Source organism: Yoonia sp. I 8.24 (assembly GCF_022096995.1).
GTDB lineage: Bacteria > Pseudomonadota > Alphaproteobacteria > Rhodobacterales > Rhodobacteraceae > Yoonia.
The window spans coordinates 105,170-119,110 of sequence record NZ_JACXGQ010000005.1; the positions used below are offsets into that span (position 1 = coordinate 105,170).

General features: G+C 54.2%; 14 protein-coding genes. 10 read left to right on the plus strand and 4 right to left on the minus strand.

Annotated elements, in window-relative coordinates; genetic code table 11:
• Positions 1-4: 4 nt before the first annotated feature.
• From Yoon_RS11310 to hemP, 6 genes are all read left to right on the plus strand, one after another.
• Positions 5-511 (plus strand): hypothetical protein, encoded by a 507-nt coding sequence (locus tag Yoon_RS11310; protein WP_238112335.1) that lies wholly within the window; start codon positions 5-7, stop codon positions 509-511.
• A 109-nt stretch (positions 512-620) separates the two neighbouring features.
• Positions 621-1,730, plus strand: coding sequence for a TOMM precursor leader peptide-binding protein (locus Yoon_RS11315; protein ID WP_238112336.1), 1,110 nt, complete (start codon positions 621-623; stop codon positions 1,728-1,730).
• Positions 1,727-3,025 (plus strand): YcaO-like family protein, encoded by a 1,299-nt coding sequence (locus Yoon_RS11320; protein WP_238112337.1) that lies wholly within the window; start codon positions 1,727-1,729, stop codon positions 3,023-3,025. Before Yoon_RS11315 ends, Yoon_RS11320 begins: the two co-directional genes overlap by 4 nt.
• A gap of 3 nt (positions 3,026-3,028) precedes the next feature.
• A complete protein-coding gene (locus Yoon_RS11325; protein WP_238112338.1) occupies positions 3,029-3,781 on the plus strand; it encodes a SagB/ThcOx family dehydrogenase in 753 nt (250 codons plus the stop codon).
• A gap of 159 nt (positions 3,782-3,940) precedes the next feature.
• Positions 3,941-5,920 carry a TonB-dependent receptor plug domain-containing protein gene (locus Yoon_RS11330; RefSeq protein ID WP_238112339.1) on the plus strand — a complete coding sequence of 660 codons (1,980 nt, stop codon included), beginning with the start codon at positions 3,941-3,943 and terminating at the stop codon, positions 5,918-5,920.
• Between the two features lie 364 nt (positions 5,921-6,284).
• Positions 6,285-6,440, plus strand: coding sequence for a hemin uptake protein HemP (hemP, locus tag Yoon_RS11335; protein ID WP_238112340.1), 156 nt, complete (start codon positions 6,285-6,287; stop codon positions 6,438-6,440).
• 16 nt (positions 6,441-6,456) lie between these two features.
• Here the strand turns inward: hemP and Yoon_RS11340 are convergent, their stop codons facing one another.
• Genes Yoon_RS11340 through Yoon_RS11355 form a run of 4 tightly spaced genes read right to left on the minus strand, consistent with a single transcriptional unit; the run spans position 6,457 to position 10,235 of the window.
• Positions 6,457-7,245, minus strand: a complete 789-nt coding sequence (locus tag Yoon_RS11340; protein ID WP_238112341.1) for a heme ABC transporter ATP-binding protein — start codon at positions 7,243-7,245, stop codon at positions 6,457-6,459.
• A 2-nt stretch (positions 7,246-7,247) separates the two neighbouring features.
• Entirely contained in the window at positions 7,248-8,339 is a 1,092-nt protein-coding gene (locus Yoon_RS11345) for an iron ABC transporter permease (RefSeq protein WP_238112342.1), read from the minus strand.
• 3 nt (positions 8,340-8,342) lie between these two features.
• A complete protein-coding gene (locus tag Yoon_RS11350) occupies positions 8,343-9,182 on the minus strand; it encodes a hemin ABC transporter substrate-binding protein (RefSeq protein WP_238112344.1) in 840 nt (279 codons plus the stop codon).
• A 3-nt stretch (positions 9,183-9,185) separates the two neighbouring features.
• Positions 9,186-10,235, minus strand: a complete 1,050-nt coding sequence (locus Yoon_RS11355; RefSeq protein ID WP_238112345.1) for a hemin-degrading factor — start codon at positions 10,233-10,235, stop codon at positions 9,186-9,188.
• A gap of 211 nt (positions 10,236-10,446) precedes the next feature.
• Between Yoon_RS11355 and Yoon_RS11360 the strand changes: the two genes are divergently transcribed.
• The 4 genes from Yoon_RS11360 to Yoon_RS11375 are packed head-to-tail and all read left to right on the plus strand — an operon-like array spanning position 10,447 to position 13,940.
• On the plus strand, positions 10,447-12,486 hold the full coding sequence (locus Yoon_RS11360; protein WP_238112346.1) for a TonB-dependent receptor domain-containing protein: 2,040 nt from the start codon (positions 10,447-10,449) through the stop codon (positions 12,484-12,486).
• Complete coding sequence (locus tag Yoon_RS11365) at positions 12,487-12,936, plus strand: hypothetical protein (RefSeq protein WP_238112347.1); 450 nt, start codon at positions 12,487-12,489, stop codon at positions 12,934-12,936. It abuts the gene before it with no gap.
• A 14-nt stretch (positions 12,937-12,950) separates the two neighbouring features.
• On the plus strand, positions 12,951-13,547 hold the full coding sequence (locus Yoon_RS11370; protein WP_238112647.1) for a MotA/TolQ/ExbB proton channel family protein: 597 nt from the start codon (positions 12,951-12,953) through the stop codon (positions 13,545-13,547).
• Between the two features lie 6 nt (positions 13,548-13,553).
• On the plus strand, positions 13,554-13,940 hold the full coding sequence (locus tag Yoon_RS11375; RefSeq protein ID WP_255698807.1) for a biopolymer transporter ExbD: 387 nt from the start codon (positions 13,554-13,556) through the stop codon (positions 13,938-13,940).
• The last annotated feature ends 1 nt before the right edge of the window (position 13,941 follow it).

A 13,941-nucleotide genomic window follows, 5' to 3' on the forward strand; every position in this document is an offset into this window, starting at 1 on the left:
CATTATGACTGATAACAACGATACAAAAAGCCTTGAGATGCGTGTCTCCGATTTGGAAGACAAGTTAGGCTGCGGAAACTTCACCGAAGCAGAGCTTGCAGCATACCACAAGGTTGCTGCCGCATTGGGAGCATGTATGACATCTGCGAACGCGTGCATGGGGGCGTGTATGCCTGCCGCAGGCGCTTGCATGGGGTCTGGCGCGTGTATGAACACGGCTTGCATGCCTGCCTCTGGCGCATGCATGGGTGCCGGGGCATGTATGACATCAGGAGCGTGCATGCCGGCAGCTGGCGCATGTATGGGATCGGGCGCGTGTATGACCTCTTCTGTAGGCGCATGTATGAACATGGCTTGCATGCCTGCCTCTGGCGCTTGCATGGGTGCCGGGGCATGTATGACATCTGCCAACGCTTGTATGGGGGCATGTATGCCTGCCGCTGGCGCGTGTATGGGTGCTTGCATGCCCGCCACAGGTCCCGCTGACGATAAAAAATCAGACGACGATTAATCTTCATCGCCGTATTGCATCAAACTTGGCCTGCTGATTTCAGCGGGCCAAAATATGTGAGGCGCTGTTCATTCTAGGCCTAAAAGATTTGATGCGGGGCAAGAAATAAATGCAGCTTCACAAACCTATGCTGCCAGCGTGTTTTTTGCATTGGACAGACCCGGCGCGCACAAATGATGATGACGTCTTTCGGATTGTGTCATGGCGGCGTAACTTGACGCTCAAGGGGAAGTCGTTTCAAGCCTTCGAGGAGAGTGTTTTACCGCTGCTGACCGGCGCGTTCACCGTTGATCAGATATGCGAAAAAGTTGCTCATGTGTTTCAAAAGGATGATGTTGTGGCATCACTCAATATGCTTGCTGCGCAAGGGATTGTAGTAGAAGGGGACGACCATCAGCCACACCAGGCGCCGCAACTTGGTTGGCTTGGCGAAGCCGCCCCAGCAGGCCGCGCAGCCCAGCACAAATTGACTGATGCGCATGTGGTGATCGTGGGGGCCGGATCACACGGGGCGGTGACCGCGCGGGCGCTGGTCGCGGCGGGTATTGGCAGGCTAACAATTGTCGATCCTGCGCCTGTTGCCACGGCTGATCTATATTTTTCTGGCAGCTACAAGCCCGACGACATTGGTGAAAACCGCGCAGAAACGCTGGCATCGGCGTTGGCACAAAACGATGGCACGACCACGTTGACCGCCGTTGGATCCCGCCCCGCCGACGTCACCGCGATGAAGCAGCACGTTGAGGGCGCGTCGCTGGTCCTATGCTGCGTTGAATCGGGAGAACTGAACCTCGCGCTTCTGCTCAACCTTGCATGCAGGGAATCGCGAGTGCCGTGGATAGCCGCAGCGCTTGAAGGCACCGAACTCGTTGTTGGACCGGGGTTTTTCCACACCGCAAATGCGCCGTGCTATATGTGTTGGCGGCTGCGCGAAATTGCCGGGGCGACGAACCCGCAATCGCGATTTGCCGTTGAACAATATCTTGACCGTTTGCGCACAGACCTGTCTGGGCGGCGCGAAAACCTTGCACCCTCTGCAGATATTGTTGGCGGCATGCTATCCGCCGAAGCCTTGACTTGGTTGACTGGGGTCAGTGCGCCGAACCTTGATGGGCGCTTTATCGTGGTTGGCTTGCCCGGCCTGCGGATGGAAAAACACATGGTGTTACGCAAGCCCGGCTGCCCCGTTTGCAGTGGCGATCAGGGCGGCACGCAATGAATGATCGCGTTGATGCTGCAAAGTTGACCGAAGCATTGGCGAGCCGCCGTTGCGGGATCGTAACCGACCTATCCCCACAAGCACGTGGCCCCGAAGAACCCAGCCCGCCGCATCTGTGGAACGCGACACTCACAAATTACAATTTTCAGACTGTGCCGCTCGCGATGCGCCTCACCGGGGGCAAAGGGTTGACCGAAGAGGCTGCGAAACTTGCCGCGCTGGGCGAAGCGATGGAACGCTATTCGGCCTTTCACTGGGACCCATCCCGCCTGCATGTTAGGCCAGCGTCAGACACTGCGATTACCCCGCCGGAATCTGTGCTGTATTCTGCCGATCAATACGCTGCCGGGTTGCCCTATCAACCGTGGTCACCGACAAGTCAAACAAGCTGGATCACGGGAACGGAGCTCCCCTCTGGCGCTGCGGTCGACATGCCCGCATCGCTGGTTTATTTGGTAGGTCCGCCGCCAAATCCAGCGGATTATTTCACCGCTGTGACGTCAAATGGGCTGGCTGCGGGTCGGGATTTACCCCATGCGATCTTGGGCGGGCTGAACGAGGTGATCGAGCGCGATGCGTTTATGATCACGTGGTTGAACCGGCTCTCGGCCACCACAATCGAAACCCCGCAAAGCGGTTGCAACGCCGCGCAAATCATCCGCCATTATGATCGGTTCGGGGTCAAAGTCAGGCTCTTGTCGCTTTATACCGACCAAGCCCCCTATGTGATCATGGCCATCGCAGAAGAGCCAAGCGGCTACCGTTTGGTGGGGTTAGGCTGTGATATCGACCCGGCAGCGGCCGTTGATAAAGCAATGTTTGAGCTGTGCCAACTGCGCCCCGGAATGGCCGCGCGGATGCATGGGAACGATTATCAAACCCGGCTAAAATCCTATACAGATGTGCAAACCATTGATGACCACCCGCTTTTTCACGCAATCCCTGCCCACGCGGATGAATTTGATTTTCTGACCCAAGCGGGCGCAACCGTGACGTTAGACGCCCTGCCGCGACCTTCGTACGCGACAAACCAAGAGGCGCTTACGTTAACAGTAGACACCGCCGTGAAAACGGGTGCACGCGTGGCCTATGCCGATATTACGGCGCCCGATATTGCGCCACTTGGGCCACGGGTTGTGCGGGTGATCGCGACCGGGATGCAGCCCATCCACTTTGGGCACGACCAAGGCAGGTTTGGGGGCGCGCGTCTGTACGATGCGCCTGTGACTTGGGGGTTGCGTGATACCCCACTGACCGAAGCCGAGCTTAACCCATGCCCGCATCCGTTGGCCTAGCATGTGAGCAGTGACATTAACGATACCACCGGTCTTTCGCGCTTGTTTCACCTGAATTCGGAGCCATGGGTCAACGAAAATCTGCGCCCAAACGCGCCGTTTTCGCAAGAGACCAAAAACGACCCAAACGCTGCGCGCATTGCCTTGCCGGATACCGCTGCTGGGACCATTGATCGACTTGCCTCCGCACGTAGATCAACGCGCGCCTTTGCCGATACGCCGCTTGCCTTGCATGATTTCGCGGCATTGCTGCGCGCCGGGTACAAAACGCTTGGGCCCGATAAAATGGAGGGTGGCATGCAAGCCCTGCGGCGCCCGGTGCCATCGGCGGGCGGGTTATATCCGCTAGAGATTTATGCGCTGGTTCGGAACGTCGACGGGCTTGCCAAGGGAATTTACCACTACGACAGCAAGGCGGACGATCTTGAGATCGTGCACGAGGGGCCATGGGAAAGTCAGGCGCGTGATGCGTTCTTGACGTGGTCATTTGTCGCCGAAGCACCCGTTGTTTTGTGCATTGGGGCCGTGTTCGCGCGGACGCAGCGCAAATACGGACCACGCGGATACCGGTATATCCTGATCGAAGCCGGGCATGTCACCCAAAACCTGTGTTTAGCCGCGACAGATATGACGCTATCAAGCCTCTGCTTAGGCGGATATTCCGATAGCGTGCTGAATGATCTCATTGGTTTGGATGGCCTGACAGAGGCAATCATCTACGCGGTCGGGCTCGGGGCCGCCGCGCATAGCGACTAGCGATAGTGCCCTCTGGATAAGCTGTCGCAGGTTTGCAACGGTTGTCAATTTGCTGATTTCCCTCTCTTGCAGGTGTAATGATCTTGATGAATTGGATGCCGTACCAAGGCAGCTACGCATTCGCTCAGCCCCCTAAATTGCCACCTAGGGGAATGAGTAATGAAAAACCTGAGATTAACGACGTGTATTTTGCTTGGCATGGGGCCTGCCAGCCTTTCTGCCCAAGATACAGCAGCAACTGACAATGCTTCAGACGCGCCATTTATGCTGGGCCGCATTTTGCTATCAACAGCATTGAACCCGGAAGCAGAAGACGGCGTGTCCGTCACCAGCGAGGGCCTCGCGCTCGCGAATCCAGCCGATCTATCTGAACTTTTTGTGGCAGAACCAACGCTAGCTGTCGGTAGTTCAATTCCGATGTCACAAAAACTGTATGTGAACGGCATCGAAGAAAACAACCTTGCGATATCGATTGATGGCGCGCGCCAAAACAACCGTGTGTTCCACCACAACACAACGACCCTAATTGATCCGTCACTGCTACAAGCAGTCAGCATTGATCCGGGCGTAGCCCCTGCAGACGCAGGCCCCGGCGCGCTTGCTGGTGCGCTCGACTATGAAACACGCGATGTTTCCGATCTATTGGATACAGGCGACAATTTTGGCGGTGCATACAAACTTGAATATGCATCTAACGGTGACATCCTTACCAACAGCCTGACGCTACTTGGCCGTGAAGGCGGTCTCGAAGTGCTTGCGTTCGCGCGCTACGCGACGGGTGACAACCGTGTCGATGGTAACGGCGACGAGATCGTGGGTTCCAGCACCGAACTCCTGAGCCTGTTGGGCAAAGTTGCTTACGAGAGCGAAGAAGGGCACCGCTTCGAATTCTCGATGGAGGATATCGGCGATGACGCCGCGCGCCCTTACCGGGCAAATATCGGTGCGATCGTTGGCGACACGCGTCCAGAAACACGGACCTATGACCTGACACGCACAAATTACAGCATTGAATACACAAACACCCGCGCGACAGGGCTTTGGGATCCATACGTCCGCTTGTCATACAGTGGCACGGAGCTGATCAATGATGAATATGATCTATCTACAGAGCAATACGCGTATGGTGAAACCACGAGCGTGAACGGCGAGATTTCAAATAAATTTGCCCTGGCGAATGGCGACGTGAACGTCGGCGTCGACTTCTTTAGTGATGAGGCGTCATACGAATTCCTCTACGCGCTCTACCCATCTTACGATGATGCTGGGCAAGAAGAACTGGTGAATGTTGGGCTGTTTGCACAGCTTCGCCTGGAGCCGACAGATCGGACCCGTTTGTCAACTGGGTTTCGTGCCGATTTTCAAGACTTCACTGGTATTGATGGATCAACCCAATCTACCGAAGGCCTTTCTTTCAATGCCTCAGGTGAGGTTGATTTGAACGACCGTCTGACAATTGGCGCAGGATACTCACAGGTTTGGGGCGGAATCGCGCTCGCTGAAAACTACATCATGAATTCGGCATGGGACTATTCAACCGACGACATCGAAGATGTCACTTCTGAAAACCTATATGTTGCCGCGACTTACGCAACAGACAGATGGGCGATCGACGGTAAAGTATTCTCAACCGATATTGATGATTCTCGCGCGGCGACATGGGGTGGCGGCCCTGCGCTGACGGCAGATGTATCATCGACTGGCTATGAAATTGGGTTTTCAACGAATTGGGATAGCGGTTTCTTCCGGATTGGTTATGCAAATATCGAAACAGAGGTGAATGATGAAGCCGCGGATTCCTACACTGGGAACTACCTGACAATCCCGATGGGCGAAATTATCTCGTTGCAGACAGCACATGAATTCGCAAATGGCGTTGTATTTGGTGGCGATGCGGAAATCGCGCTTGACTACAGCGGTGCTGCTTCGGGCGTAACGATTGCTGGATATACGGTTGTAAACACGTTCGTTGAATACGAACCGGAACGTATCGAAGGGCTCAGCCTGCGTGCGGAGATCAACAACCTGTTTGATGAGCAATATGTTGCGCGGGCAACGTACGGGCAGGATTTCGATACTGTCGAGCCGCTCTATGAAACAGGCCAATCCCTAAGATTGTCTGCAGAACTGACGTTCTAAACCAAACGAACGCCCTTTTTGCACCATAATGGTGCGAGAAGGGCACAACTCGCGCCGGAAATACATTGAAAACCTAGCTTTTGCAGGTACGTTCTTAGCGTGGATTGACAATTCTGACTATTTCACTAAGAAAATAGCTGAACCTACTGCATCGACAGTCAGTTCCAAAGACAGACACACCCATACGCAGGGGCGACAGGATGCAAAAAAGTAGACCTGATACAGATTTCACACCGGGCCCTTATCCTCAGGTAACGCGGCAGCGGGTCAATGCGTTTGAAATTCTAGACGCGGCATATGTCGCGGATGGGATGCCCATTGAATGGATCTTGGATCATGCAAAACGATGCAAAGAGTCCAGCAAATGAATGCACCGGTAACCCCCACGGATTTAAAATCATTGCCAACATACGCCGCGCGTGAACTCACCGCCGGTGGGGATTTGGCGCAGATTGTGCTCGACACACAGGTGTATACCCTGCGGATTACCCGTGCTGGCAAATTGATCTTAACGAAATAGCCGTCGGTCTCCGCACCTATTTCTGCGATGCCATTTGCGGCAACACAAACGGTATTTTGTCAGTTGCCTGCGGCGCAGTATTTACCCTAACGTTGCAGTTATAGGCATAAGACAGGTGATCCGCGTTTAAGACAGTTGCGGGATCGTCTTGGACAAGCGCTTTGCCGTCTTTCATCAGCAGGACGCTATCAGCGAACATGGCTGTCAGGTTAAGATCATGCATGACGACAACCACACTGCCGCCCGCATCCGCGAACTGGCGTGCGATAGTCATCACATCTAACTGATGCCCAATATCAAGCGCCGACACAGGTTCATCCAAAAACAGCCATGATGCCGTCCCGTCGCGGATCGGTTCCCAGACTTGCACCAAAACCCGTGCAAGCTGACAGCGCTGTTGTTCGCCCCCAGATAAGGCGTGATAAAACCGCCCTTCGAAACCCGACAATCCCACATAGTCCAACGCGCGATTGGGCAATGTTTCATCGGCTGCGTCCAGCCCTGCCAGCAGGCCAAGGCGCACGACCTCTAGCACGGTAAACGGAAACGCAAGACCTGCCGATTGCGATAGCACTGCGCGGCGGGCGGCAAGTACCTGTGCCGGAATCTGCGCCACATCTTGGCCGTCGATGCTGACCTGACCCTCATAGCTTAGCTCTCCGGTCATCGCCTTAAGCAGCGTCGTTTTGCCAGACCCGTTTGGCCCAACAATCGCCGTCACCTGCCCCGCCGCTGCGGTAAAGTTAACGCCTTTGAGAATGGGTGTTTTGCCCATTTCGATGTGAATATTCGTCGCGATTAACATCGTTACATATCCAAGATGTTGCGGTTGCGGAGCAAGATGAACAAAAAGAACGGCCCGCCGATCGTTGCGGTCACGATCCCGATTGGCAGCTCGCTTGGCGCGACGATGGTGCGCGATATGATATCTGCCCCGAGAAGCAATGCGCCCCCCAACAAGGCTGAGGCTGGCAGCAGGTATCTGTGGCTTGGCCCGATCAACAACCGCAAAAGATGCGGCACCACAATCCCGACAAAGCCGATCCCGCCAGATACGGCCACCGCCGCGCCCGTTGCACCCGCAACGGTCAAAATTGCGATGTTTTTCATCCGTTGCACGGGAATACCCAGATGTCCGGCAGTGGCCTCTCCCAAGGTCAGCGCATCAAGCCCGCGTGTCAGAAATGGCAATGCAGCCATTGATAATACGATCAGCGGCCCGGCGATCATAAGCTTGTTCCACGTCGCCCCGGCCAATGACCCCAGCCCCCAAAAAGTCAGATCGCGCAGCTGTTGATCGTCCGCGAGATAGATCATCATACCGGAAATGGCGCCAGCTAACGCGCCCATCGCAATACCCGCCAAAAGCATCACCGCAACCGATGTACGGCCACCCGATGTCGCGACCCGGTACAATAGGATTGTGGTCAGCCACCCACCGATAAAGGCGGCAATCGACACGGTGTAATTACCCGTCATCGCGGCGAGCGCCGGGGGCAACAGCCCACCCAGAACAATTGCAAGAATGGCGCCCAAGCTGGCCCCAGCGCTGACGCCGACCAGCCCCGGATCAGCAAGCGGGTTGCGGAACAGCCCTTGCATCACCGCGCCGGACACCGCCAAAGACGCCCCAATCAACGCACCTAAGACGGTGCGTGGTGCACGGATATCAAACAAGATAATATGATCGCGCGCACTGATGGTCTCGCCAGATGCCCATGACACTAGGGCCTTGAGCAACGATGTGCCCGAGGCACCGAACGTCAGGCTTGCGACCATCATCAAACCTAGTGCGGCCGCACAAAACCATATGACAGCGATTGCGCGCGACCGACGATCACCGGCGTGGCGTGGCGCATGTGATCGCGCGGATTCTGAATTCACATCGATGGCGACCATGATTTAGCTAGCCCCGTAAATCTCATCATGCAGCAAGACCGCCGCTTCGGGGGTGCGTGGCCCAAACCCCAACAAAAGCAGCCCATCAATTCGCACAATTGATTGGGTTTGCGCGGCGGGTGTGGTGGAAATCGCCGGGTGCGCCCAAAGTTCGGCATCCAACGCCGCGTGATCGCCCTCGCGGTCCATCATGACAATGACATCAGGGTTGGCGAGGGTGATGGCCTCGTCTGTGAGGGGCTTGTAGCCTTCAAAGGCCGAGATTGCGTTCACGCCACCAGCCAATTTAATGATCCCATCTGCCGCGGTGTTCCCACCAGAGGCCGTGATCCGCCCGCCCTGCATGGACAAAATGAACATAACACGGGCTGGCGTCTCTGTTTCGGTTTCCAAAGCCGCGAATTGCGCATCGGTATCAGCGGCCAAAGCGGCCCCCTTTTCGGGAACGCCAAGTGCTTGGGCGACGGCAAGGATTTTGGTGCTGACTGCGGCGCGATCAAACCCATCTGGGATCGTGATAAACGGGATATTGGCGCCGCGCATGACATCAATGGTTTCGACTGGCCCGCTGCCTTCTTCTGCGATGATCAATGTGGGATCGACGGATAAAATTCCTTCTGGTGATAATGCACGCATGTAACCAACATTGGGCAATGCTTCTGCACTGCTTGGGTAGCTCGACGTTGTGTCGCGCGCGATCAGGCGGTCCTGTTCACCAAGTTCATAGATGATTTCGGTGATAGAACCACCGATCGACAAGACACGTTCATCAGCGTGACCGGCAAGAGGGAGCGCGCAGATCAAAGCGGCATGTACGGTGAGCTTTTTAAAGTGTGACAACATGTTTTATGCGTCCTCTGTGTGGAGCTTTGGCAAGGTCTGAATCAAATCAAGGAAAGCCCCTGTGTGATCGACCTTGTCGCTCTCTTTGCGGCGACCAAACATCTGCAAGATCAATGCGCCTTCTTCGTCAAAAGCCTCGATAGAAATTGCCGGGCCACGTTTGGTCGGTTTTTCGACGGCCCAAACTTCGGCCACGTGATCCGTGCGCAGATGAAGATTAAAGCCCGGATCCAAGATGTTTTGCCACGGGCCCATTGGTTTGATCTTGTTGATCTGACCTGTGTGGATCTGGATGCAACCTTGGTTGCCAACAAACAGCATGATTTCCGTGTCGCTATCGCCCAATGCGACAATCGCATCATTCAATGCCCAAGGCGCGAGCGGCGTGACAAATGGTGCGCCAGCAACACGGTAAGCGCCAAGGCGGTTCATCCCCATCTTTGAGACAAGCCGCAAAAACTGGTGCGTATCCGTTAGTTTTGCCCACTCAGTTCTAAGCGCTTCTGCTTTGGACTGGTTGATTTTAGCGGCTTCGGCGGGTCCGCGTGCCTGCAAGTCGAGCGTTTCGACCGGGTCACCTTTTGACAGGTTCTTTACCAATGCCTCCCACGCTGTCAGATCAGTGTCTTCGCGCGCGTAAACCTTGTGAACAGCATCCCCAGCGGCATCAAAGAACTGCAAGGACCGGCGTACGCCAGATTCTGTTTCGGTCACATCAGCGAACCCGTGGAACCAATGGCGTCCAAACATGCGCATATCAATATCATCATTGATCACCATCGACGCATGCGGCCCGCCGCGATAGTTTTCATAGATACCTGTCTTTTCATGCACTGCGCTGGCGTTGCGCGTTAACGCCATTACGGCGCCAACAGTATTAAGCGCTGGCATGACCTCGTCCAAATTCGCAGAGATTGGTGTCGCGCCTTGGGCGGCCAGCAATGCCGCCTCGCCTATCCCAAGCATATTTGAAATATCGCGCGCGCGTTTTTTTGGATGTTCAGCAAGATGAGATCGAATCGCGTCAGGCGACATTTGCATAGCCATGTTCATAGGACAGGTCCTTTGTAGAGCAGAATTATAAAGGGGTTTGCTGGCGATCACGGCTGGCAAGAGTGCTCAAAATATTTGCGCACGCTGTTACTTGACTGTTTTTATCAGATTAAATAGAAGCGGCAAGAGAATACAACACTTTCTAGCAAGCCATCGAAATTTCCTCGGCCAGCAACTGAAAAATTGCAACTTTGTTGATCGGGAAACGAACATGACGCTCTCTACGCGCGCCCTTATGGGTGCTACAATTATATCCTCTCTTGCACATCCGGCGTTGGCTCAGACAACGTCAGACGAAAACGTCACCGCGCTAAGCACAATTGTTTTGGGTGCCGGTTTGGTCGATGGTGTCGCCATCGATACGCCGCAAGCTGTTACGGTCGTCACGCAAGAAGAAATTGACCGCGCACAAGCAACGACCGTTGGCGAACTTTTTGATCTCGTGCCGGGCGTGCAAGCAATTGGGTCAGGCCGGGTCGCGGGTGAATCGTTCAACATCCGCGGAATCGGTGAATTGGCATCCTCTGATGAATCGCGCATCATCACGACAGTCGACGGCGCGATCAAATTCTACGAGCAATACCGCCTAGGATCGTTCTTTTCTGACCCCGCACTTTACCGTCAGGTCGAAGTTCTGCGCGGGCCAGCGTCTTCAACCCTGTACGGTTCGGGTGCTCTGGGCGGTGTGATCAACTTTGAAACAAAAGACGCGTCAGATTTCTTGGAAAACACCGACCAAGCCCTGCGAACACAACTTTCATACAGCAGTAACGCTGAAGAAATGATGGCTTCTGCCATCTTCGCAAAACGGTTCACTGAGAACTTTGAAACGCTATTTGCTCTGAACTACCGCACCGCAGGGAACTATTCCGACGGCGACGGGAATGAGATTGCGGGGTCCGAATTTGATGCTATTTCCGGGCTTGTAAAATCACGTCTGACCTTTGGTGATGACGGCGCGCAGGCGTTGACGATGTCATATACACGTTGGGACAGTGATCTTGATGATACGGAATACTCGCAAACCGGCACCTCTGGGTTTGGGACAGTCGACCGGGAAATCATCGATGATACGCTTGCTATTCGGTATGAAAATCCCGTCTTGGGGAATGACCTTATCAATCTAGACGTCGTATTAAGCTATTCGAACACGCAAGTTGAGCAATCAGATTCATCCGCACCGTTCGGGCCTTGCGTCACAGCATCATTGTTCTGTGATTCAGAATACGGCTACGAAACAACAAGCCTAAAAGTCGAAAACACAGCGACACTTGGTGGTGCAAGTTACGATGCATATATCACCACAGGCGTGCAGTTATCGCATCTTGAACGTGTTGCAACAACTGTTGCAGGCGATCTGGGGTATCACCCAGAAGGCACAGACGACAAAATTGGTGTCTACGCCCAAGGTGAATTCATCTTCAATGATCGCCTGACAATCATCCCCGGTATGCGCGCGGACTTCATTGCGCTCGAAGCCTCCAGCGATTTGGGGTCTACCGACGCGGACGAGGTTGCTGTCTCTCCTAAATTGGCAGCGCACTATGAAATCAACGACACTTATGCGGTCTTTGGGTCCATTGCCCACACAGAACGCGCGCCAACAATCGATGAGATTTTTTCGTATGATGATAGCGATGGCGAAACTTACAGTCTCGACCTGACCACTGAAACAGCAAACAGTGCGGAATTCGGCGTCAGCGCTTCGTATCGTGATCTGTTCGGCGGTGCGAATGCAATGGATGTAAAAGCCACGTTCTTCTATTCAGAAATAGATGATCTAATTGCGCGCGATAGCACTGCTGGAACGCCGTATTACGAAAACATCGATTCATCCAAGATTTATGGGCTTGAGCTCGAGGTCGCATTTGAAGCGGATCGCATGTTTATGCGTGCTGCATATTCCGATGTGCGCGGCGAAGACCAATCAACTGGCGAAACGCTGACTTCTATTCCAGCACGCAACTTGAACCTGATGGTCGGCGGCCGCGATCAAAGCCGTGGCATTGAATACGGCTGGAATGGCGGGTTCTTCGACGAAATTAGCTATGGCGCGGGCGACGATTATGCCAGCTACGCAGTTCACGATCTATTTTTTGACTGGAGCCCCCAACACGGTGCCCTGCAAGGCGTCAAAGCTGGCCTGCGCGTCAACAATGTTCTCGATACCCAATACGAAAATTCACTGGCCGGAGATCCGGGCGAAGGCCGGTCATATGAAATTAGCTTGGCCCGTACATTTGAGTTTTAGATGAATACAAAACTTTCCAAACTTGGACCTGCTTTGGCTGCTGCTTTCCTCGTGGTGACGCCAGATATGGTCCTTGGACAAGAGGGGGCTGCCCAAGCAGCCCCCTCAATTTCCGTTGAAATGAACCAAATCCAGCAACACGAAGGTGCGTGTCAGTTAACCTTTATGCTGCGCAATACCTTGGAGACGAACATCGCGACGCTGGTGTTCGAAACGGTGCTGCTGACCAAAGACGGGGCAGTTAACCGTCTGACCCTTTTTGATATGCGTGATGTTCCATCTGGCACACCACGCGTGCGTCAGTTCAATGTGCCAGCTTTGGCCTGTGACGATCTTGGGCAAGTCCTGATCAACGGTGTTGCGGAATGCTCTGGCAGCGAACTCGACGCACAAACCTGCGCGCAGGCATTGCGGTTTTCGTCCCGTATTGAGGTGGAGATTTTAGGGTGAATATTGTGGAACTCATGACGGTCCAAATCAGCGCAATCTACGAATTGGGTGGGCCCGTTGTTATCTTAATGATGGTTCTATCCGTGTTGTCGCTGGCGGTCATCTTGTGGAAACTTTGGCAATTTACGCGCCTCGGCGTGGGACGGAATGTACAGATTTCCCAAGCCATTATTTCGTGGGATGCCGGCGATGAAGACAACGCCGCGCAAGCCCTATCAAAAAGCAAAAACGCATTGGCGGATGTCCTGAAAACGCGGCAGGTCAACGGGCCAAAAACACGCGTCGAAGCCAAGGCAAGCGCGCATTTGGCGCGGCTCGAATCTGGCTTCCGTATTCTGGATAGTATCGCGCAAATTGCACCACTTTTAGGTTTGTTCGGGACTGTTTTGGGTATGATCAACGCGTTTCAGGCCCTGCAAGAAGCTGGCAATTCGGTCGATCCCTCTTTGCTCGCCGGTGGTATCTGGGTTGCCCTTCTCACCACAGCGGCGGGTCTTGCTGTCGCGATGCCGACGTCGCTTGTGCTGACGTTTTTTGACAGCCGTGTCGCGCGTGAACGGGTGCTGGCCGAAAGCGCAATCGAGTCAAAATTTGCGGCGCGGGCTGCGTAATTTGTTATGGCAATCAGCGGAACAAAAACACGTCGAAAACACATCTCGATGACGTCATTGATTGATGTGATCTTCTTGTTGCTGTTGTTTTTCATGCTCAGCTCAACCTTTACCCGGTTTGCTGAAATTCCATTGACAGGCGCATCTGCGGGTCAAGGTGCTGCCTCGGCAGAAACGCCGCCACTGTTTGTACGCCTTTTCGAAGAACAGGTCGAATTGAACGGGACATCCTATGCAATTGACGAATTTAGCGCACAGATTTCTCAAATGGAAATTAAAAAGGGACAACAGCTTTTGATCGCCCTAGATGATACTGTCACATCCCAACGGCTTGTTGACCTGCTTGTCGTTTTGGCCGCGCAACCCGACCTGACCGTCGTTGTGCTCGAGTAAC